Source organism: Neisseria sp. P0021.S006, assembly GCF_051956895.1.
On the sequence record NZ_JBQCWZ010000035.1, the window covers coordinates 1 to 23,315 of the forward strand.

The window sequence follows — 23,315 nt, forward strand, 5'->3', positions numbered from 1 at the left end:
ACAAAATTATTTTCTGAAATTTAATCACTTCCCTGTTTTAACAGGGTTTTTATTTCTAAAAAAATACTATCAAACTCCCACACTATCCATACATACAAAAAAATACAAACTAAAGGCCGTCTGAAATTTTGGTCTCAGACGGCCTTTTGAATTTGACCTTCGCTTTAATTTATATTGTTGCCGCTTGTTTTTTGGTATGATGTTTCTTTGATCCTTTATATCAGCTTCGAGTTTGCTATGTCTGTCTATACCAGTGTTTCCGACGCTCAAATGCGCGATTTCTTGCTGCAATATGATTTGGGAGATTTTGTCTCTTTGCAGGGGATTGCTCAAGGAATTACTAACAGTAATTATTTTCTGACTACCTCAACCGGTCGTTATGTGTTGACTGTTTTTGAGGTTTTAAAATCAGAGGAACTACCTTTCTTTTTAGAGCTAAACCAACACTTGAGCCAAAATGGCGTTGCCTGCGCCGCTCCGATTGCTCGTAAAGATGGCGGACTGCATTCTATGTTAGCCGGAAAACCTGCTTGCTTGGTAACTTGTTTGAATGGCTCCGATACCGGCTGGCCGACTGAGGCACAATGTTTCCACACTGGTGCGATGTTGGCCAAAATGCATTTAGCCGGCCAAGATTTTCCTTTAAAAATGAAAAATCCCCGTTATGATGGCTGGTGGCATGATGCCTGCACCCAGTTGCTCCCGGTTTTAGATAGCGAAGATGCCAAACTGCTTCAATCTGAAATTACTGCTTTAGATAAAAATCTAGGAGAGCACTTACCTTCCGGTATTATCCATGCCGATTTATTTAAGGATAATGTATTGCTTAACGGAGATGAAGTTTCCGGTTTTATCGATTTCTATTATGCGTGCAACGGTAATTTCATGTACGACCTGGCAATTGCGGTTAACGATTGGGCACGAACAGCTGATAACAAATTAGACCCTGTCCTTTATGATGCTTTTCTCCATGGCTATGAAAGTGTACGTCCATTATCTGATGAAGAACGTGCATATTTCCCTACTGCACAAAGAGCCGGATGTATTCGTTTCTGGGTATCGCGCCTGCTTGATTTCCATTTCCCTCAATCAGGAGAAATGACGTTTATTAAAGATCCAAATGCATTTAGGGATCTACTATTGAGTCTTAAATAATATATAGATAAAAGGCCGTCTGAAATTCAGACGGCCTTTTATCTAATGCCCTCCCCCGCCGGAACCGCTAAACGGAGGTCTTGCCAACCAAATAATGGGGATCATACTGATGAATATGATACTGCCTGCCAAGAAGATTTCATTTGAACCAATAATAAAGCCTTGTTGGGAAATAGTACTATTTATCGCAGCCAGGGCTTGCTCTTTGCTCAGGCCATTGGCCATCATGCCTTGAATAGATTGGTTACTGATTGAGGACAACAAGTTAACATGTTCGGTCAGTTGAGTATGGTGTAGAGCTTCGCGTCGTTCCCACATGGTGCTGACAACAGATACTCCGACACCACCCATAAAGACACGCAAGAAATTAGACAAGCTACTGGCCGAGGCAATTTGGTTGCCCTTCATATGCGACAAGGTAATACTGGTCAAAGGCAGGAAGAACATGGCTACGCCTAAACCCTGCCAAAACTGCGGCCAAACAACGTTGCTCATATCCATTCCGGCATAGAAATCGGTTCGCCAATGGAATGTGTAGGCAAACACCAAGAAGCTGGCACTGACAAACAGACGCATATCGACGCGATTACCAAACTTACCGATAATCGGCGATAAAATAATCGGCAGGAAGCCCACCGGTGCAGCAGCCAAACCTGCCCAAGTAGCGGTATAGCCAAGATTTGATTGCAACACTAAAGGCAACAGGGTCAATGTACCCATATAAACCATGAAGCCCAAGGATGTCGCAACAACACCTATCGTAAAGTTTCTATTTTTAAACAATGACAAATCGACAATCGGGTATTTCTCGCCCAGCTCCCAAACAATAAAATATGTCAGGAACACCAAAGCGGTAACGCCCAAAACGATAATCTCTCCTGAGGCAAACCAGTCCAATTCCTTGCCCCTATCAAGCATCATTTGCAATGCGCCGACACCGACAATCATCAACACCAGCCCGACATAATCGATTGGCGCCCTGACGATTTCGGTTTCCCTGTGTCTAAGCTGTTTCCAAGCAATGGAGGCGGATAAAATCCCGATTGGGATATTGATAAAGAAAATCCATCCCCAATGCCAGTTGTCCGAAATCCAACCGCCTAGAATCGGTCCCAATACAGGAGCAACAACGACGGTCATTGCCCATAAGGCCAGTGCCAATGTTCGTTTTTCAGGCGGATAAGAAGCCATCAACAGGCTTTGGGACAAGGGAATCAATGGCCCGGCAATGAAACCTTGCAATACACGGAAAAAAACCAAGGCTTGAAGATTATGTGCCATACCGCACAGCCATGACGTTACGACAAACCCGATCACAGCGGCGATAAAGATTTTGACCTCGCCAAACCGCTTGGCCAAAAAACCTGTCAAGGGAACGGAAATGGCATTGGCTACGGCAAATGAGGTAATCACCCAAGTCCCCTGCGTGGTAGCCGCACCTAAATCCCCTGCAATAACAGGCACAGCGACGTTGGCGATGGTGCTGTCCAAGACTTCCATAAATACGGCCAAGCTGAGCGCCAAAGTTGCCAACACCAGCTTAAACCCTTGTAACGGCGGATAATTCATATTTTTAAACTATAAGACAACCGCCAAAGCGGTCGATTGAAGAGAATCAATATTTCAGACGGCCTGAGCCTTCAATAAAAGACTCAGGCCGTCTGAAAAGATTATTTTGCGTATTGCTCGAAGATTTTATCGACTAAAGCATCGGCGGCTTTCCAATCCACACTTTCCGTTTCCGGCAAGGCAGTATTTTGTTCCGCTTCGGCAGTCATGGCTTTACCGCTGCCCTTCTCGGCAATATCGACTTTAACAGTCATCGACAAACCAACACGGAGCGGATTTTGTTGCAATTCTTTGGCATCCAAACTGATACGCACCGGCACACGTTGCACAACTTTAATCCAGTTGCCCGTTGCGTTTTGTGCCGGCAGTAATGAGAACGCGCTGCCCGTACCGGCTGACAAGCCCATTACCTTGCCATGGTAAACCACTTTGCTGCCGTACAAATCGGCTGTCATTTCAACAGGCTGGCCGATTTTCATTTTGCGCAGTTGCGATTCTTTAAAGTTGGCATCCACCCACAATTCAGACAGAGGCACAACAGCCATCATCGGCGTACCTTGTACGATACGTTGGCCGACTTGGACATTACGTTTGGCAATTTGGCCGCTAATCGGCGAACGGATTTGCGTACGTTGCAAATTCAGCCAAGCGTCTTTGATGTGGCTGATGGCCGTCTGAACTGCCGGTTGTTGGCGCAGAGGAATATTGCTGCCCAACGCTGCCTGAGCGGAAACTTCTTCCGCCTCAACCGCTTTCAATGCAGCCTGAGCCTGAACCACAGCGGCACGGGCATGGCTGAGTTCTTCTCCGGAAACCGCTTCCGTACCCGCCAAAGATTCGCGGCGGCGCAAATCGGCTTGCGCACGGGCCAAATCGGCTTTGCGCAACAACACTTGCGCTTTGGCTTTTGAATTGACCGCAGTTTGCTGTTTGTTTTGACGGATGGCCTGAATCAATTCATTTTGTGCGCGATCGTATGCCAGCTGAAAATCGCTATCGTCCAAAGCCACCAACACATCGCCTTTTTTCACGACATCCGTATCGTCATACATGACTTTGCGCACCGTGCCGTTCACCTGCGGCGTAATCATCACCAAATGACCGGCCACATAAGCATCTTCCGTTTCTTCTTCATGCTGCCAAAACAGGAAATACGCCAAAGCGACTCCTGCTGCCGCAATAAGGAATAGGAGTGTAACGATAACCAAATTGCGTTTGCGATGCGTTTTAGCGCCGGAAGCGACTACTTCCGGTTCTTTTTGGACATTATTTTTTTCCGATTGAGTATCCATAAGTCCTAACTTTAATTCTGCACATGTGATAACGATATTATTGTCTTGCTGGGTAGCTGACTTATACCATCAGCCCCAATACGAGCGTTTAACGCGCTAAAGGGTCATATTTTATAGTTACACTCTATTCATTACAATAATTTCTTCCGGTAGCAAATGTAAATAAGGTAAGCAAAAGGCCGTCTGAAATCACTTTCAGACGGCCTACGTTTTAATAAAACGTTTATTTCTTATTTAATTTAAAGCCTCCACCCAACTGGGCATTGAGGTTACTCCAAGCTGTCAGATATTCTGCATGGTATTGAACCGCCGACATTTTTGTACGCGCAGCTTCGTCTTGTTTTTGCAAAGCGGTCAAGCCGTTATCCAAACCTGCACGAACACGTCCTTTCGCATTTTGCACAGATTTATCGGCAATATTGACCATCTTATTCCAAGTATCTTGTCGGCTTTTCAGGCTTTGATAGTCGACTACAGCATCTGCCGCCGAACGCATGGCGTTCAAAACGGTTTGGTCATACACGGCAACCTGCTCGTTATATTGGGCGCGTTTGCCCGCCAATTTGGACTGCAGCGCGCCGGAAGTAAACAATGGCAGATTCAAAGCCGGAACAATGCCCAACATACCGGATGTCCGTCCGCGAATCAGATTGAACGCATCAATGTGCGTCATCCCTGCCAAAACTTTTAATTCGATATTCGGGTAAAACTCTGCTTCGGTCGATTTGACGATATGCCATTTCTCCTCAAGCAAGGCTTTTTGCGCCGCGATATCGGGGCGGGCCGCCAGCAAATCCGCCTCAATACGGCTAACCGGCGATGACGGCACAGCCGCCATTTTTTCCGGAATCTGTCCATTTAATACACCCGGTACACGGCCGGTCAATACAGCCAGACTGTTGCGGATTTTCTCATTTTTCTGAGTCCATGCCGATTTTTCAAGCTGTAATTGCTGTTGCGCCATTTCCAGAGCGTGCAAGGCATCGGCAGGAGCCAGCTGCGCTTTAACGCGTTGTTGCATCAGTTTCAATGCTTTATCCGCCAGCTCTATACGCGTATCCAACAAAGCCAATTGTTCTGTCGCCATCTGCCACGCAAAATATTGGGCGGCAACGGCGTGAGCCAACTCGGTGCGGATATGATGAGCTTCATACACCGCAGCCCTGCTTTTTCCTAAAACAGCTTGAATCTGCTCTCGGTTTTTACCCCAAAAGTCGAAAACCAAACTGCCTTGTAAGGCTGCGTGCGCCAAAACCAATGTATGGTCAGTATCGACCATACCGGCTTGAGGTTTGGGTGAAACATAGGTACCGATACCGGTTACACCCAAGCCGACTTGCGGTTTGTTTGCGGCTCCTACAACGCCCAGCTGCGCCTGAGCCTGCTCAAACCTTGCCTTGACGACACGCAGATTGGTAGACGTCTGAATGGCGGAAGCAATCAAATTGTTTAATTTTTTATCTTTCAGCTTCATCCACCAGCCGTCTTGGGCAGTAGCGGCAGATTGGCCTTGCGGCAGCGGATAGGCTGTTGTCTCATCCAAAGGCGACTGTTTGCCGAACGGCGCACACGCCGCCAACAACGAAACAGCGGCAACGCATACGCTTGATTTGACCAAACCTAATTTCATACAGACTCCGTTTATGTGTGCCTGCCGCAGACCATCAGGCCGTCTGTTGTCAATTGCCCAAACGGTTCAACAGTTTACCCAACAGGTGTTGCAGCGTATCATAATCCTCTTTCGTGAAATCTTCCCACGCCTGGCCGCTCTGACGGGCAATTTGCGGCCATACTTCGTGGATGAAGGTCTCACCCGAAGGGGTCAATTTTAGCACAATCTGACGGCGGTCTTTCTGATTGATATAACGCTCTACCCAGCCGCGCTCAACCATGTCGTCCGACAGGCGTGTTGCACTGGTGCGCGTCAAGTCCATCAAGTCGCTCAAGCGCGAAGGCAGGATTTCGCTGTTTGGGCTGACGTAAACCGCCATCAGGGAAAACCACAGGTTTTCATTGATGCCGAACGCTTTCAGGTTTTCGTTCAAATGGCTACTCAAACGTTCGGTTACAATGCGCAACATGCGGGATACTTGGTTTTGCTGCTCCGGAAACTGCGGCAGACGGGTAGAAAGCAAACGCATTGCGTTGACTAATTCGGTTTGTGAAAAACTCATAAATTCCTTCTTTCTGAGTGAATTATTTTATTCGATATCAATCAAAATAAAATATGATGTAATAATTTACTTTAAGATACCAATTACTTACTTTAAGACGTTATACTAATTCAGATGATTATTTTAGTGTATGAAAATCTGATAATCGGTTACATGCTCCTACTAAACGGAGTTTTCTATGCCTAAATCATGAAAATTCGACCATAAAAAAGGCCGTCTGAAACCTTGATGACAACTTTCAGACGGCCTCCATAACGGATTAAAATAAGCTTTTCCACTTAAACCGGATTCAAACCATGAACACTTCCGCCTTTTTTCCCCATATCACCCTTATCGGCGTCGGTTTAATCGGCGGTTCGTTCATGCTCGACCTCAAACGCTTGGGACTGGTGCAAACCGTTACCGGCATCGACACCAATGCCGACAACCTAAATTACGCACTCGAATGCGGCATCATCGACCATGCCTATCCGAATATTTGCGCCGAAAGCATCGGCAATGCCGATTTGGTTTTGATTGCCACACCAGTCTCCGTCCTGCCTGACGTATGCCGCGACATCAAGCCTTTCTTAAAAGAAACGGCCTGCGTTTCCGATGTCGGCAGCACCAAACAATCGGCACTAAATGCCTTCCGCACCCACTTGTCCGAGCGCCTGCCGCAATGTTTTGCCGCCCACCCGATTGCCGGTTCGGATCAAAGCGGCGCAAAATCCGCGCGTTGCGGTTTGTTTCAAAACAGCCGCCTGATTATTACCTTGCACGGCCACGAGGCTTCAGACGGCCTAAGACGGTTGAAAAGCCTGTGGCAGGCGGTTGGTTCGCAGATTTTCACCATGAGCGCCGAAGAACACGACAATATTTTTGCCGCTGTTTCCCACTTGCCGCACTTGACCGCCTTTGCCTATGTCCACGCTTTGTTCGACCATCCGCACGGCAAAGACTACCTCCCCTATGCCGCCACCGGCTTTCGCGACTTTACCCGCATTGCTTCCAGCCACCCTGCCGTTTGGACAGACATCTGCATGGCCAACCGCCCTGCCCTGCTCAAACTGACCGGCGACTTGAAAGAACAATTATCCAAATTGGAACAACTCCTTTCAGAAGGCAACAAAACCGAGCTTTACCGCTATTTTGAAGAAGCCGCACAAATGCGTAATGACTGGCTGAAAAACCGTTAACCCTGTTTTCAGACGGCCTGATGCCTTATCGACCAAACCTTCATCACAATAAAAAGGGCATCTGTTAAGATGCCCTTTTTTTGATTTCTTACGACTTTAACCAACGTTTCACTCAGTCTTTCAAACGGAACTCAGCCGCTCTGGCGTGCGCGGTCAAGCTTTCGCCATGCGCCAACACGCTGGCGGTTTTGCCCAACTTCTGCGCACCTTGTTCTGAAACCTGAATCAGACTGGAGCGTTTTTGGAAATCATATGTTCCCAAAGGAGAAGAGAAACGCGCCGTGCGGCTGGTCGGCAAAACGTGGTTGGGGCCTGCGCAATAGTCGCCAAGGCTTTCACTGGTATAGCGTCCCATGAAAATAGCGCCGGCATGGCGGATTTTTTTCGCCCACTCTTGCGGATTTTCGACCGACAATTCCAAGTGTTCGGGAGAAATATAGTTGGCGATTTCACAGGCTTCGTCCAAATCTTTAGCCAAAATCATTGCACCGCGGTTGCCCAATGAAGCTTCAATAATCGCACGGCGCGGCATGGTTTCGATCAAACGGTTCATGGCCGTCTGAACTTCGTCCAAATACGCTTGAGAAGTACCGATCAAAATCGCTTGTGCAATTTCATCGTGTTCTGCCTGACTGAACAAATCCATGGCCACCCAATCGGCAGGCGTCGTACCATCGGCAATCACCAAAATTTCAGACGGCCCTGCCACCATATCGATACCGACCACGCCGAACACGCGTCGTTTGGCCGCAGCGACAAAAGCATTGCCCGGGCCGGTAATCTTATCGACCTGAGGCACAGATTCCGTACCATAAGCCAAAGCCGCAACCGCCTGCGCGCCGCCGACCGTAAATACTTTGGTTACACCGGCCACAAAAGCAGCCGCCAACACGATATCGTTGCGCTCGCCTTTCGGAGTGGGAACGACCATGATGATTTCTTTCACGCCGGCAACGTGGGCAGGCATGGCGTTCATGATGACGGAACTCGGATAAGCGGCTTTACCGCCCGGAACATAAATACCGACACGGTCAAGCGGTGTAATCTGTTGACCCAAAAGCGTGCCGTCTTCGTCTTCGTAAGTCCACGACTCCATTTTTTGGTGTTTATGGTAGCTTTCCACCCGTCTCGCAGCCGTTTTCAAGGCCGTCTGAATGTTTTCGGGCAAACGCTCAAACGCAGACTGCAAATCGTCTTGCGTCAGGATTAAATCATCGATGATTTGAGCGGATGTGCCGTCAAAGCGGTTGGTATATTCAATCAGCGCCGCATTGCCGCGTTTTTGAACATCGGCGCAGATGTCGGCAACAATACGGTCAATTTCAGGGTTTTGCGCGGTTTCAAAAGCAAGCAGTGCTTTGAGTTCGGCTTGAAAATCAGGGGATTGGGTGTCGAGTTTCTTCATGGTTTGCTCTCTTCCTTGTTTCGTTCCTATTGTTTTCAGACGGCACCAGCCACACACAGGCCGTCTGAACATTATCTTTTCAAAAAGCCTTTTTTCTGCAAAAACGCCAACATATGCGGCCGCACAGGATTACCCAAGGTTTTGGCCAGCGATTCCTTCCAAGGTATAGGACTGCCCTTGCGCAACTCATAATAATCCGCCACTGCCTGATTATAAGCTTCAACCGCCTCGGCATTCAGGCTCGGACAGGCGTTTTCGGCATACACCATTTCCTTAGGCAGGCGCGGCTTGAGCGGTGGGTCTTGGTCAGGATAACCGAGGCACAGCCCCACCAAAGGCACGCAATAATCCGGCAGGTTCAATACGTCCGATACTTTTTGTGCATTATTACGCAGCGCACCGATATACACGCCACCCAGCCCAAGTGATTCGGCGGCAAGCAATACGTTTTGCGCCATAATGCCTGCATCGACCGCGCCAATCAGGGTTACTTCCGCCCAATCAATTTGCGCATCGGGAAACATTGCCTTGTGTTTGGAAAAATCGATGCAAAACAATAAAAATTCTGCACAATGGACAATATAAGGCGCACTTCCTGCCGCTTCATGTATTTCCTGCCTCAGCACAAGGTCGGAGACACGGATTATAGAAACGCATTGCAGATTGTTAGAAGTTGAGGCCTGTTGTCCGGCGCGAACCAGCGTATTGAGGATTTCATCGGCAATCGGTTCGAAAGTAAACCTGCGGATGGAACGATGGGAAAGAATCGTATCGAGTGTCGGTTTGCTTTGCATCATGACAGGGCTTTCAAACTGGGTTGGCAGACAACTTTTGCCAAAAACTTTTCAGACGGCCTTAGCGGCATTTTCAAATGCCTGAATAATCGGATTCAACAGCGCATATTTGGTTTTCAACGCCGCCTTGTTGACCACCAAGCGGCTGGAAATATCAGCCACATGTTCCACAGCTTCCAAACCATTGGCCTTCAATGTATTGCCGCTGGAAACCAAATCGACAATCGCGTCGCTCAGACCGACCAAAGGCGCAAGCTCCATCGAGCCGTACAGTTTGATGATATCCACATGCACACCCTTGTCGGCAAAGTGTTCGGCGGCAATGTCGGGATATTTGGTGGCAATCCGCAAGCGGCTGCCGGGTTTGGATGCAGCGGCGTAATCAAAACCTTTTTTAACCGCAACCATCATGCGGCATGAGGCAATGTGCAAATCCAAAGGTTGATACAGGCCATCTCCGCCATGCTCGATCAGCACGTCCTTACCGGCAATACCGAAATCCGCCGCACCATATTGCACATAAGTCGGCACGTCGGTCGCACGTACAATTACCAAACGGATATTGTCATGATTCGTACCAATAATCAGCTTGCGCGATTTTTCCGGCTCTTCCGCAGGCACAATACCTGCAGCAGCCAACAGCGGCAGGGTTTCCTCAAAAATTCGCCCCTTGGATAAAGCAATCGTTAAAAGTGTGTCGGTCATTTTTCTTTTCCTTTGCCGTATCAAAAGCAAGAAGGCCGTCTGAAATCCACAACCCATTTCAGACGGCCCCAACTACGGTTTTACAATAAAGTTTTCACATCAGCTGCAATCGTTTCCGGCTCGCTGCCGTAAGGCGAGAAAATCGCCACTTCGCCGTTTTTATCAATCAAATATGCACCTGAAGAGTGGTCAACCAAATAGTTTTCGCTGTCTTCTTTTTGGTTGACTTTAGCCGATACCACACGGTATTGCTGTTTGATGACAGGCAGGCTTTGATCGCCGGTAGCCGTCAGGCCGATAAAATCAGGGTTGAACTGTTTTGCGTATTTGCCGATTACTTCAGGCGTATCGCGCTCAGGGTCGATGCTGACAAATACCACTTTCACGTCTTTAGCCTGATCGCCTAATTGTTTCAAAGTATCGCTGTAAGTCAGCAACTCGGTTGGGCATACGTCAGGACAGTGGGTATAACCGAAAGACAGGATGACCACTTTGCCTTTCAAATCGCTCAGGCTGAAAGGTTTGCCGTCGCCATCGGTCAATGTAAAGTCGCCGCCAATGTCTTCTTTGCGCATATCGGTACCACGCGCTTGCACTTTGGGTGCTGACTCACCGGAAGCAGCAGGCGCAGCAGAAGCGGCAGGTGTCGAAGAAGCCTCCTTGGCCTCCTCTTTAGGCTGACAAGCAGCCAGAGCAGCCAATGCAAAAGCACTGAGTAAGAAAGTTCGTGTGACGGAAAGCATAAATTTTCTCCAAAACCGTTTCAAATAAGTGAGGCCAAACAACCGCCCGGCCGATATAAAAACAAAACATCTTCATATTAACGCGTTTAACACATTAAATGTAGCCCTTTTTGCAGATAAATACTGCTTTTTTTGTTTTAAAAATCTGCCTCCCATTTAGATAACCATCAAACACAAAAAGTTTAATTCATTAAAAATCAAACAAATATAAAAATAATCCGATTTTTTTTCAATTACTGCTTTACAAGATTCGAGAACTCGCTATAATGACGACTTCTTCGCTAGCCCAGGTGGCGAAATTGGTAGACGCAGGGGACTCAAAATCCCCCGCCGCAAGGTGTGTCGGTTCGAGTCCGACCCTGGGCACCAAATTTAAAAAACCTCTTGATTCAGTCAAGAGGTTTTTTGCTATTTTTCATTTGCAAAAACCTTCTCCTTACTCAAACTGTCAACAATCCATCCACATCAAGATCAATAAAACAGTTTTTTTATTTCTTTAAAATCAACCTTCAATCTATTTTCCCGTTTCAAATGTTAAAAGATGAAAGATTTTATCTTGATTGAACAGTCGGTTTGCGTTATCTTTTCTACTCTTTTTCACAAACTCTGTGTTCCTTTCCAATTGTTTGGACAGTCTGACTGTCGCCGTATTCCCTCAATGCGCGTACCCTAAATCGCTGCTTGATGGAATTGCATTACAGGTGCTGTGGTGAGGCGGATTGTTCCTATTGGTTAGAAACCGCATAAAAGAGGTCAATATGCAATTATCAGGCGCACAAATCGTCGTGCAAAGTCTCAAAGCCGAAGGTGTTGAATACGTATTCGGCTATCCCGGTGGTGCGGTTATCGAAATCTACGATGCCATTTTCCAACTCAACAAATTCAAGCACATTCTGACCCGCCATGAGCAGGCAGCCGTACATGCGGCAGATGCCTATGCCCGCGTCAGCGGCAAAGTCGGCGTGGCCTTGGTAACTTCCGGCCCGGGCGTAACCAACGCATTGACCGGCATTGCTACCGCGTACAGCGATTCCATCCCCCTGGTCATCATCAGCGGCCAAGTGGGCAATTCCCTCATCGGTACAGATGCGTTCCAAGAAGTGGATACGGTCGGCATTACCCGCCCTTGTGTCAAACACAACTTCCTGGTTACCAATATTGGCGAGCTGGCTGATACGATTAAAAAAGCCTTCCAAATTGCCGCCAGCGGCCGTCCGGGCCCCGTTGTCGTCGATATTCCTAAAGATGTTACTCAAGCGATGGCCAAATTCAGCTATCCACAAGAAGACATCTTTATCCGCTCCTACCAACCGGTTGTACAAGGTCACATCGGCCAAATTAAAAAAGCCGTACAAATGCTGGCTTCTGCCAAACGCCCCATCGTTTACTTCGGCGGCGGCGTGGTATTGGGCAATGCCTCCGAGGAAATGACCCAATTTATCCGCATGACCGGCGTACCCTGTACCGGCACATTAATGGGTTTGGGTGCTTACCCTTCCAGCGACCGCCAATTCTTGGGCATGTTGGGCATGCACGGTACCTACGAGGCCAATTTGGCGATGCAAAATGCAGACGTCGTTTTGGCAATCGGCGCGCGCTTTGACGACCGCGTTGTTTCCGTACCGTCAAAATTCTTGGACAAACCCAAAAAAATCATCCATATCGACATCGACCCGTCCAGCATTGCCAAACGCGTTAAAGTGGACATTCCGATTGTCGGCGATGTCAAAAACGTATTGACCGAAATAATTCATCTGTGGGGCAAACAAGAAACTGCGCCTTCAGCCGACTCATTGGACAAATGGTGGAAAACCATCGAAGAATGGCGTTCGCACAACTGCCTGTGGTTTGAAAACGACAGCGAAATCATTAAACCGCAATACGTTGTTCAAAAACTGGCAGAAATTACCAAAAACTCAGCCATTATTACTTCCGACGTTGGCCAACACCAAATGTTTGCCGCTCAATATTATCCATTCGAGCGTCCCCGCCAATGGCTCAATTCCGGCGGTCTGGGTACGATGGGTGTAGGCCTGCCTTACGCCCTCGGTGCCAAACTGGCGGCTCCGGAACAAGACGTCTTCTGTATCACAGGCGAGGGCTCTATTCAAATGAATATCCAAGAGCTGTCCACCTGCTTCCAATATAATGTCCCCATCAATGTCGTTACATTAAACAATGGCTATTTGGGTATGGTTCGCCAATGGCAGGAGCTGTATTATGGCAACCGCGAATCGGAAACCTATTTCGATTCATTGCCCGACTTTGTCAAACTGGCCGAATCCTACGGCCATATCGGCATCCGTGTGGACAAGAAATCCGACGTCGAAGGCGCCTTGTTGGAAGCATTAAACCAAAAAGACCGTTTGGTATTCCTCGACTTTTTGACAGACAAGAAACAAAACGTACTGCCTATGGTCGGCAACGGCAAAGGTTTGGATGAAATGGTTCTGCCGCCGCATATGCGCGATATTGCAAAAGCGTAAGGAGAAAGAAATGCGACATATCTTATCTATTCTGATGGAAAACGAATCAGGTGCGATGAGCCGTGTGGTAGGTTTGTTCTCCGCACGCGATTACAACATCGACTCCCTGGCCGTAGCCCCAACCGAAGACAAAACCTTGTCCCGTATGACCATTGTTACCCACGGCGATGAGCACGTCATCGAGCAAATCACCAAACAACTCAACAAACTGATTGAAGTTGTCAAAGTGGTTGACTTGAACGAAAGCCGTTTTGTCGAACGCGAACTGATGTTGGTAAAAGTCCGCGCCGTCGGCAAAGACCGCGATGAATTCCTGCGATTGACCGAAATCTACCGCGGCAGCGTTATTGATGTAACAGACCGCAGCTATACCATCGAAATCACAGGCTCTACCGAAAAACTCGACTCTTTCCTCGAAACAGTCGGCCGTGCTCAAATTTTGGAAACCGTCCGCACAGGCGCAGCCGGCATCGGTCGTGGCGAGCGTATTTTGAAAATTTGACGCTGTATCGTTCAGACGGCCTTTTACTTTCTATAAAGGCCGTCTGAAAAACAGTAGGAGACAAACATGTCAAGCATCCAAATCGTTGCATTAGTTACCGTCAAACCCGAATACACCGAGGCTCTGGCTGCCCAGTTTAAAGAATTGGTTAAAGCCAGCCGTGCAGAAGAAGGCAACATCAGCTACGACCTGCACCAAGAAATCGGCAAACCCAACCGTTTCGTATTCGTAGAAAGCTGGAAATCCCAAGCAGCTATTGACGAACACAATGCCAGCGAACATTTCCAAAACTTCGTCAAATCCATCGAAGGAAAAACCGAAACACTGGAAATCGTCTTGATGAACCAAGTCCCCGCTTAACCCCTATTACTTTTAACTCAACCCGGATTATCCGGAACCCTCTTACACTAAGGAAATAAAATGCAAGTTTATTACGATAAAGACGCTGACCTCTCTCTGATCAAAGGCAAAACCGTTGCCATCATCGGTTACGGTTCACAAGGTCACGCACACGCAGCAAACCTGAAAGATTCCGGCGTAAATGTCGTAATCGGTCTGCGCCAAGGCGGCTCTTGGAAAAAAGCCGAAGCAGCCGGCCACGACGTGCGCACTGTTGCTGAAGCAACCAAAGCAGCCGACGTTGTAATGATTCTGTTGCCTGACGAAAACCAACCTATCGTATACAAAAACGAAATCGAGCCTAACTTGAAAGAAGGCGCAGTATTGGCGTTCGCTCACGGCTTCAACGTACACTACAACCAAATCGTACCCCGCGCCGACCTCGACGTTATCATGGTTGCCCCTAAAGGCCCAGGCCACACCGTACGCAGCGAATTCCTGAAAGGCGGCGGCGTACCTTCCCTGATCGCCGTTTACCAAGATAAAAGCGGCAAAGCACGTGACATCGCCCTGTCTTACGCCGCAGCCAACGGCGGTACCAAAGGCGGCGTGATTGAAACCAACTTCCGCGAAGAAACCGAAACCGACCTCTTCGGCGAACAAGCCGTATTGTGCGGCGGCGTGGTTGAATTGATCAAAACCGGCTTCGAAACCCTGACTGAAGCAGGCTACGCCCCAGAAATGGCCTACTTCGAATGCCTGCACGAAATGAAGCTCATTGTTGACCTGATTTACGAAGGCGGCATCGCCAACATGAACTACTCCATTTCCAACAATGCAGAGTACGGCGAATACGTAACCGGCGTCGAAGTCATCAACGACAAATCCCGCGAAGCCATGCGCAATGCCCTCAAACGCATCCAAACCGGCGAATACGCTAAAATGTTCATCCAAGAAGGTGCCGTCAACTATGCCAGCATGACAGCACGCCGCCGTCTGACCGCTGATCACCAAATTGAAAAAGTCGGCGCTCAACTGCGTTCTATGATGCCTTGGATTGCCAAAAACAAACTGGTTGACCAAGACAAAAACTAATCTGTCTTTCGATCAAATAAAACCTGCCCGAGCAATCAGGCAGGTTTTTTATATATTTGCAAACCCAGTACACGATAAATTCCAATTACCAAGGCCGTCTGAAAACACGATAAACAATATTCACAACCTAATTTTATACCCCATATTTTATAGCTATCCCGAAATTCCCTTTTAGAAAAACACATTACCAAAATAAAAGACCGCCTTATGCTTCCACCCTGTCTGTAAAAAACAACGTTTCCCTGCAAAAATCACTCAAAACAAGAGGAAAATTTGTTTTCCTAGGCCATAACCTTTATATTATGGTCATGGAATCGTTGAAAGAGAACGATATCGTAATAAGAAGAACGAATGCTCGCTTCTTCACACTTAAAAAAGGAAAACAGCAATGAAAAAATCTCTGATTGCCTTGACTCTGGCGGCTCTGCCTGTTGCAGCTATGGCTGACGTAACTTTGTACGGTCAAATTAAAGCCGGTGTTGAAGTATCCAAAGTAAAATTGGGTGAACAAACTGCTGCTAAACTGGGTCACGAGAAAAGCTCTAAAACTGCTACTGAAATCGCTGACTTCGGCTCACGTATCGGCTTTAAAGGCCACGAACACTTGGGTAACAACCTGAATGCCATCTGGCAAGTTGAACAAAACACTTCTATCGCCGGTGGCGACAAAGAGTGGGCTTCTCGCGAATCTTTCATCGGTTTGGAAGGTGGCTTCGGTAAAGTTCGTGCTGGTAAACTGGACTCTACTGTTAAAAATACTAGTGACAATGTTGACCAATGGGAAAGCAGCAACGGCGCTTTGAATATGTCTGTATTTACTCGTGTTGACGAACGTGCAGTTTCTGTACGTTACGACAGCCCTGTATTCTCAGGTTTCAGCGCAAGCGTACAATATACTCCTCGTGACAATGCTAACCCTTCTGACAAATACACTCACAACGACGCTACCCGTGACACTTACTACGCTGGCCTGAACTACGAAAACTCTGGCTTCTTCGGTCAATACGCCGGTGGTTTCCGTAAAAACGCCGTTTCTGAAAAAGACGGTCACGTACACCGCTTGGTAGGTGGTTACGATGCTAACAACCTGTTCGTATCTGTAGCTGGTCAATACGCTAAAAACTGGGAAACTTTGGGTGATTACGCTCAAGCCCAATCTAACGGTGTTGTAACTTCTGCTATGCGTGCTGCCGGTACTAACGCTTCTAACGTAGTATTCGGTACTGCTGCTGGCTTGGACAGCCGTCCTGCTGAAACTATCGAAGTTGCTGCTACTGCCGCTTACCGCGCTGGTAACGTAACTCCTCGCGTTTCTTACGCTCACGGCTTCAAAGCTAAAGTTGACGGCGAAAAACTGAAAGGCACTCAATACGACCAAGTTATCGTTGGTGCTGACTACGACTTCTCTAAACGCACTACTGCTTTGGTTTCTGCCGGCTGGTTGCGTGGTGCTGAGTCTGGTCCTCACAAAGTTGAAACCATCTCTGGTTTGGTTGGCCTGCGTCACAAATTCTAATCTTCGGATTAGTATGAAAAAGAGCCTGTTTTATGCAGGCTCTTTTTTTATTCTATTCTCTACCCTCAACGAAAATTAATTTAAGCATTGACATATGAAAAAGGCCGTCTGAAACCAATCGGTTTCAGACGGCCTTTAAGCTATCTATCCTTATTGCTAGATTACAATAAGGTCAACAGACAGGCTGAGACCTTTGCAAAATTCCCCAAAATCCCCTAAATTCCCACCAAGACATTTAGGGGATTTCTCATGAGCACCTTCTTTCAGCAAACCGCCCAAGCCATGATTGCCAAACACATCGACCGTTTCCCACTATTGAAGTTGGATCAAGTGATTGATTGGCAGCCGATCGAACAGTACCTGAATCGTCAAAGAACCCGTTACCTCCGAGACCACCGCGGCCGTCCCGCCTATCCACTGCTATCCATGTTTAAAGCCATCCTGCTCGGACAATGGCACAGCCTCTCCGATCCCGAACTCGAACACAGCCTCATCACCCGCATCGATTTCAACCTGTTTTGCCGCTTTGACGAACTAAGCATCCCCGATTACAGCACCTTATGCCGCTACCGCAACTGGCTGGCGCAAGACGACACCCCGTCCGAACTGTTGGAACTGATTAACCGACAATTGACCAAAAAAGGCCTAAAAGTAGAGAAAGCATCCGCCGCCGTCGTTGATGCCACCATTATTCAGACCGCCGGCAGCAAACAGCGCCAGGCCATAGAAGTCGATGAAGAAGGACAAGTCAGCGGTCAAACCACACCGAGTAAAGATAAAGATGCCCGCTGAACAAAGAAAAACGGCCTCTACAAACTCGGTTACAAACAACATACCCGTACCGATGCGGAAGGCTATATCGAGAAACTGCACATTACCCCCGCCAATGCCCATGAGTGCAAACACCTGTCGCCTTTGTTGGAAGAACTGCCCAAAGATATGACCGTCTATGCCGACAAAGGCTATGACAGTGAGGAAAACCGGCAACATCTGGAAGAACATCGGTTGCTGGACGGCATTATGCGCAAAGCCCACCGCAAACATCCGCTGTCGGAAGCGCAAACCAAACGCAACCGATATTTGTCGAAGACCCGTTATGTGGTCGAACAAAGTTTCGGTACGCTGCACCGTAAATTCCGCTATGCGCGGGCAGCCTATTTCGGTCTGCTCAAAGTGAGTGCACAAAGCCATCTGAAGGCGATGTGTTTGAACCTATTGAAAGCCGCCAACAGGCTAAGTGCGCCTGTTGCTGCCTAAAAGGCGGCCCGGATGCCTGATTATCGGGTGTCCGGGGAGGATTAAGGGGGTATTTGAGTAGAATCAGTGGATATGTGAAACAAAAACAGCCGAAAACCTTTATTTAGGTTTCGGCTGTTGGGGAAAAGGAATTTTGCAAAGGTCTCAGGCTTTATTTTTCATTCAAAATCTTACCGACAATCTCGCCCACATCCTTGGACAAACCTTCTTGTGCATGGATTCGTTGCAATTCTTTGGTCATGACGGCTTTGCGGTTGGCTTCCAATTTGTTGCAGATGTTGAAAGCCTGCACCAGTCGAGCAGCAACTTGCGGATTAAAACGGTCGATTTCCATCACTTTATCGGCTACAAAGCGGTAGCCGCTGCCATCTTCTGCATGGAAATGTGGAATATTGCGGCTGAAACTGATCAACAAAGAACGGGCCTTGTTCGGGTTTTCAATACTGAACTTAGGATGACTCAAGGCCGTCTGAACTTGCTGTAAAGTATCTTTGCGGCGGCTTGAAGCAATCAGAGCAAAGTATTTGTCCATTACTAAGGCATCATCGGCGAATTTATCGGCAAATTTCGTCAACAAACGATCGCGAATTTCGCTTTCATTGCTGTTGATTGCGGATAAGATACCCCATTCGTGTGTCATGTTTTGCGCCATTGCCTCGTAATTTTCCGCAACGTGTTCGATATGCGCTGCGTCAGCACGAAGGATAAATGCCCTGCAAGCATTGCGCAAAGTGCGCCAGCCGGCCAATTCCGGGCTGTATTCATAACGAACAGCAGCATCAGCCTGGTTTTCTTGCTCGGCAGCTTGACGGTTCAGCTCGCGCCATTGAGGCAGGAACTTGACGGCAACAGCATTGAGCAAGGCTTCTCGCGCTTGATGAACCTGAATAGGGTCAATATTTTCTTCTTCCGCCCATACATCGGTTTCAGACGGCATTTGCAGCAAAATGGCACGGAATGCCGGATCAAAATCACCGGAAACCACCAAAGCCAAAGCATCCATCAATGCTTTATGTTCCGGCAAAGGACGGCCTTCCGCCAATGCCTGACGGTTGGCGTTAATGGCGCGATGGTACAAGGTTTGAGCAGCTTCCCAACGGGCAAACTCATTTTCATCTGCCGCCAGTAAAGTGGCCAATTCTTGCTCGCTGTACGGATAGTTCAAGGTAATCGGCGCAGAGAAATCACGCAGCAGAGACGGGATAACCGGCTCATTGACGCCGCCCAATACAAAAGTCTGCTCGGCTTCAGTCAATACCAAAACCGCCTCTTTCACCCGTTTACCTTGATATTCAAACTCAACCGCTTCGCCTTTTTCATTCAGCAAACCGGTTTTGACCGGAATCATCATCGGCTGTTTGTCCGCCATATCGGGCGTAGCCGGAATAGTTTGTTTGATCGTCAATTCAAACGCTCCATCTTTCAGACGGCCTTGAGCATCTAAAACCGGCGTACCGGCTTGGCTGTACCACAAGGCAAACTGATCAAGATTGATACCGTTTGCGTCTGCCATTGCGGCACGGAAATCATCACAAGTCACAGCCTGACCGTCGTGGCGTTGGAAATACAACTTCATGCCTTTTTGGAAGCCCTCTTCTCCGAGCAAGGTGTGATACATGCGCACTACTTCCGCACCTTTTTCATAGACGGTCATGGTGTAGAAGTTGTTCATCTCTTCATAGCTGGCCGGGCGGACAGGATGCGCAGTCGGGCCTGCATCTTCTGGGAATTGGAACAAGCGCAGCATACGGACATTGTCGATACGGCGTACCACACGGCTGGCCCGGTCGCCGGAAAACTCTTGATCGCGGAAAACGGTCAAACCTTCTTTCAGCGACAATTGGAACCAATCGCGGCAGGTCACGCGGTTGCCCGTCCAGTTGTGGAAATATTCGTGGCCGACAACAGATTCGATGCCTTCAAAGTCGGTATCGGTCGCGGTACGGCTGTTGGCCAGCACAAACTTGGTGTTGAAAATATTCAAACCTTTGTTTTCCATTGCGCCCATATTGAAATCGCCCACGGCAACGACCATGAAAATATCCAAGTCGTATTCCAAGCCAAAACGTATCTCGTCCCATTTCATCGCATTTTTCAACGATTCCACGGCAAAACCGACTTTAGGTTTGTCTGTCTCAGTGGTGTAGAACTCGATTTTGACCTTACGGCCGCTCATGGTTGTAAAATAATCTTCCGTTACCGCCAAATCGCCTGCCACCAAAGCAAAGAGATAGCTCGGTTTGGCAAACGGGTCTTCCCATTTCACCCAGTGACGGCCGTCTGAAAACTCGCCGCCATCAATTTTATTGCCGTTAGACAGCAACACCGGATAGCGTTTTTTGTCTGCAACGATGGTGGTGGTAAATTTAGACATGACATCCGGACGGTCGATGTAGAAAGTAATTTTGCGGAAACCTTCCGGTTCGCATTGGGTAAACAGATTGCCACCGGAAGCATACAGACCCATCAGCGATTTGTTCTCAGCCGGCAAAATTTCGGTTTCTACTTCCAGCGTGAAGTTTTCAGACGGCACGCCGGCAATCGTCAGTTTTTCGTCTTCCAACACATAATCTACGACCCGGCCGTTTACTTTCACAGACAGCAGTTTTGCCGAACCATCCAATACCAATGGCTCCCCTGCTCTTTCAGGTTGAACGGTCAGACTAGATTTGACGATGGTTTGCGGTTCTAAAATATCGAAATGCAGGTCGGTTTTCAGAATACGGTACGCTGGCGCGGCGTAGTCTTTCAAATAATGGATGGTTTTGCTCATTTGTTCTCTTTCAGAGTCATGCGGTAAATAGATGAAGCATATCGTTTCAGATAGCCTAAATTCAAGTGTTTTCAGAAAAAAAGGCCGTCTGAAACCTAAAATTTCAGACGGCCTCCCTATTCAGGCAGCAAATCTAGTTGCCTGTCATTGCCAACTTACCACTGATACAGCGCACCGGCACCGACACCGACATGACCGTCGGTATTGGCCGAGAAGTTGCCTTTGACAATCCAGTTGCCGCCGTCGCTCATCGCAGACACGCCGATGGCCATGGCAGACTGACCACCGTAGTAGCCGCTGCCGACACCGATACCGGTCGCACCCGGACGGGTTACTTGCGGAATCGAGCCTTGGGCAATCGCACCGGCCACACCCGCGTAGGCTTTCTTACCTACTTGGTTGATGTTGTTTTGCAATTCGTTGCCCAAGCCAATCAACTGGTTCACGTTTGCCGCGTCTGTACCGTCTTTACCCGGAGCCACGTTGGTAATGCGTTGGCCGCCGTTGTTCAGACCGACAGGAGACAATTTGACTTGGTTGTTCGGATTGCTTTCAGTCGGTGCAGCGATGGTTACGCCATCGTTGTTGACCACGGTATTGCCTGCGGTCAGACCGTCTTTGTTCAATGCAACTTTATCGCCAACTTTCACGCCGTCATTGTTCATCACAGTATCGCCTGCTTTGAAGGTATCGGCATTCACTGTCTTCACGCTAATCTCGTCAGCCAACTTCAGTTGAGCGCCACCGGCTACGGTTTCGCTGATGATGTTGCTGTCGCCTTTAACGTTGATGGTATTGCCCAACGCATAGTTGTTGCTACCGGTCGTACCGCCGAAGTTGATGCCTTTGGCAATCGTCGCGGCGTTGTTGGCTACGTTTTGGTTGGTTGCGTACAACTGGCTGCCGTTGACGGCATCTTTGCTGTTGGCATTGAGATCGCCATCTGCTACGTTGGTTACTTTGTTGCCCGCATTGTCCAAGCCGTCTTTAGTCAGGTTTACCTTGCCTGCTTTCAAGCCGTCTTTGTTCAATGCAACGTCATCACCAACTTTCACACCATCATTGTTGACAGTAGTATCACCGGCTTTCACGCTGTCAACGTCCAAGTCTTTATCGGTAGCAACTTCATAAACAGTCTGACCTTTGTCACCTGTTTTTTCCGTCACAACGATGTTCTTACCTTGAACGACTTCAGTCTTAGATGCCTCCGCAGCTTGTTTCAGTTGGGAAACATTGACTGCATCGGTGTCATCCGTACCGGCCGCAACGTTGGTAATCTTATTGCCGCCATTGTTCAAGCCAGCTTTAGTCAGGTTCACATCACCTGCTTTCAAGCCGTCTTTGTTCAATGCAACATCATCGCCGACTTTCACACCGTCATTATTCATCACGGTATCGCCTGCGGTAACGCTGTCGACTTTCAGGTTTTTATCGGTAGCCACTTTGTAAATGGTTTGGCCATTGGCACCGACATCCTGAGTAACAACAATGTTATCGCCTTGAACGACTTCAGTCTTAGCCGCAGCCGCAGCTTTGTTCAACTGAGCAACATTCACCGCATCAGTATCATCGGTACCGGCTGCAACATTGGTAATCTTGTTGCCGCCGTTGTTCAAACCGGCTTTAGTCAGATTGACATCGCCAACTTTCACGCCGTCAGTATTGACTGTGGTATCGCCGGCTTTCACGCTGTCAACTGCCAAGTCTTTAGCCAATTTGACTTCCAACTTATCAGAACCATTCGCTACAACGCCGATATTGCCGTCTGAAAGTTTGGCTGCATCGGTTTGACCGCCAACAATATTTAGCTTCGTACCCGGTTTGCGTTCAACGTCTTTGCCACTGTCGCCGCCGAAAGTCAAAGGCAGATTGGCAGTTGCATTAACGGCTTTGATTGCATCGTGGATATTGTTCTCACCAGTACCGCCAATATCGGTCATGCTGATGTTGCCGCCATTATTGGCCGCATTGCCACCCAATACATTCACCAACTGATCTTGGGCCGCATTCAGCTGCTCTTCGGTCGCTGCACGTTTACCTTGGGCAAAATCATTGCCACCCAAAGTCGTATTGCTCAAGCCGCTGACTTCACCTTTGTCGCCATCGATTTTCACCGGAGCCGCTTGACCGACATTCAATACATCGGCCAGTTTCAGCTGTGCGCCACCGGCTACGGTTTCGCTGATGATGTTGCTGTCGCCTTTAACATTGATGGTGTCACCCAATGCGTAGTTGTTGCTGCCGGTGGTACCACCGAAGTTGATGCCTTTGGCGATATTGGCGGCGTTGTTGGCTACGTTTTGGTTGGTCGCAAACAGTTGGCTGCCGTTAA

The 23,315-nt window shown here is 48.3% G+C and carries 17 protein-coding genes, 1 tRNA gene and 1 pseudogene; 9 read left to right on the forward strand and 10 right to left on the reverse strand.

Features of this window, described 5'->3' with window-relative positions; translation table 11 throughout:
• The first annotated feature begins 237 nt into the window (after positions 1-237).
• Complete coding sequence (gene thrB / locus ACTHUM_RS08290; protein ID WP_039862560.1) at positions 238-1,155, forward strand: homoserine kinase; 918 nt, start codon at positions 238-240, stop codon at positions 1,153-1,155.
• Positions 1,156-1,197: 42 nt separating this feature from the next.
• Here thrB and ACTHUM_RS08295 read toward each other — a convergent pair whose 3' ends face one another.
• The 4 genes from ACTHUM_RS08295 to ACTHUM_RS08310 form a co-directional block, all read right to left on the reverse strand.
• Entirely contained in the window at positions 1,198-2,724 is a 1,527-nt protein-coding gene (locus ACTHUM_RS08295) for a DHA2 family efflux MFS transporter permease subunit (RefSeq protein WP_004521043.1), read from the reverse strand.
• 101 nt (positions 2,725-2,825) lie between these two features.
• Positions 2,826-4,016 (reverse strand): HlyD family secretion protein, encoded by a 1,191-nt coding sequence (locus ACTHUM_RS08300; protein WP_004521042.1) that lies wholly within the window; start codon positions 4,014-4,016, stop codon positions 2,826-2,828.
• Between the two features lie 223 nt (positions 4,017-4,239).
• Entirely contained in the window at positions 4,240-5,646 is a 1,407-nt protein-coding gene (locus ACTHUM_RS08305; protein WP_004521041.1) for an efflux transporter outer membrane subunit, read from the reverse strand.
• Between the two features lie 49 nt (positions 5,647-5,695).
• Complete coding sequence (locus ACTHUM_RS08310; protein WP_004521040.1) at positions 5,696-6,190, reverse strand: MarR family transcriptional regulator; 495 nt, start codon at positions 6,188-6,190, stop codon at positions 5,696-5,698.
• 296 nt (positions 6,191-6,486) lie between these two features.
• On the opposite strand from ACTHUM_RS08310, the gene ACTHUM_RS08315 reads away from it, so the two are divergent.
• Positions 6,487-7,368: a prephenate dehydrogenase gene (locus ACTHUM_RS08315; protein ID WP_004521039.1), complete on the forward strand. Its 882-nt coding sequence runs from the start codon at positions 6,487-6,489 to the stop codon at positions 7,366-7,368.
• 112 nt (positions 7,369-7,480) lie between these two features.
• Here the strand turns inward: ACTHUM_RS08315 and hisD are convergent, their stop codons facing one another.
• The 4 genes from hisD to ACTHUM_RS08335 form a co-directional block, all read right to left on the reverse strand.
• Positions 7,481-8,773 (reverse strand): histidinol dehydrogenase, encoded by a 1,293-nt coding sequence (gene hisD / locus ACTHUM_RS08320; protein WP_039862559.1) that lies wholly within the window; start codon positions 8,771-8,773, stop codon positions 7,481-7,483.
• A 71-nt stretch (positions 8,774-8,844) separates the two neighbouring features.
• Positions 8,845-9,570 carry an oxygen-insensitive NADPH nitroreductase gene (nfsA, locus tag ACTHUM_RS08325; RefSeq protein WP_004521037.1) on the reverse strand — a complete coding sequence of 242 codons (726 nt, stop codon included), beginning with the start codon at positions 9,568-9,570 and terminating at the stop codon, positions 8,845-8,847.
• A 48-nt stretch (positions 9,571-9,618) separates the two neighbouring features.
• Positions 9,619-10,272 (reverse strand): ATP phosphoribosyltransferase, encoded by a 654-nt coding sequence (gene hisG, locus ACTHUM_RS08330; RefSeq protein WP_036473098.1) that lies wholly within the window; start codon positions 10,270-10,272, stop codon positions 9,619-9,621.
• A gap of 80 nt (positions 10,273-10,352) precedes the next feature.
• Positions 10,353-11,015, reverse strand: a complete 663-nt coding sequence (locus ACTHUM_RS08335; RefSeq protein WP_003680035.1) for an SCO family protein — start codon at positions 11,013-11,015, stop codon at positions 10,353-10,355.
• A 284-nt stretch (positions 11,016-11,299) separates the two neighbouring features.
• On the opposite strand from ACTHUM_RS08335, the gene ACTHUM_RS08340 reads away from it, so the two are divergent.
• The 7 genes and pseudogenes from ACTHUM_RS08340 to ACTHUM_RS08370 all read left to right on the forward strand — a co-directional run bounded on the left by ACTHUM_RS08340 (position 11,300) and on the right by ACTHUM_RS08370 (position 18,210).
• Positions 11,300-11,384, forward strand: a tRNA-Leu gene (locus ACTHUM_RS08340).
• A 389-nt stretch (positions 11,385-11,773) separates the two neighbouring features.
• Complete coding sequence (gene ilvB / locus ACTHUM_RS08345) at positions 11,774-13,501, forward strand: biosynthetic-type acetolactate synthase large subunit (protein WP_004521033.1); 1,728 nt, start codon at positions 11,774-11,776, stop codon at positions 13,499-13,501.
• A 10-nt stretch (positions 13,502-13,511) separates the two neighbouring features.
• The gene (gene ilvN / locus ACTHUM_RS08350) at positions 13,512-14,003 is read left to right on the forward strand and encodes an acetolactate synthase small subunit (RefSeq protein ID WP_003748480.1); all 492 of its coding nucleotides are present in this window, start codon (positions 13,512-13,514) and stop codon (positions 14,001-14,003) included.
• 66 nt (positions 14,004-14,069) lie between these two features.
• A complete protein-coding gene (locus ACTHUM_RS08355) occupies positions 14,070-14,363 on the forward strand; it encodes a putative quinol monooxygenase (protein ID WP_004521031.1) in 294 nt (97 codons plus the stop codon).
• 60 nt (positions 14,364-14,423) lie between these two features.
• On the forward strand, positions 14,424-15,437 hold the full coding sequence (gene ilvC / locus ACTHUM_RS08360) for a ketol-acid reductoisomerase (protein WP_004521030.1): 1,014 nt from the start codon (positions 14,424-14,426) through the stop codon (positions 15,435-15,437).
• Positions 15,438-15,825: 388 nt separating this feature from the next.
• Positions 15,826-16,953, forward strand: a complete 1,128-nt coding sequence (gene porB / locus ACTHUM_RS08365) for a trimeric porin PorB (RefSeq protein WP_004521028.1) — start codon at positions 15,826-15,828, stop codon at positions 16,951-16,953.
• Between the two features lie 249 nt (positions 16,954-17,202).
• Positions 17,203-18,210: pseudogene (locus ACTHUM_RS08370) on the forward strand (IS5 family transposase).
• Between the two features lie 151 nt (positions 18,211-18,361).
• Here the strand turns inward: ACTHUM_RS08370 and pepN are convergent.
• Both pepN and ACTHUM_RS08380 read right to left on the reverse strand, forming a co-directional pair.
• Entirely contained in the window at positions 18,362-20,983 is a 2,622-nt protein-coding gene (pepN, locus tag ACTHUM_RS08375) for an aminopeptidase N (RefSeq protein ID WP_004521024.1), read from the reverse strand.
• 155 nt (positions 20,984-21,138) lie between these two features.
• Positions 21,139-23,315 (reverse strand): YadA family autotransporter adhesin (locus ACTHUM_RS08380; RefSeq protein ID WP_440392568.1); only part of this gene is annotated, 2,177 nt, incomplete at its 5' end.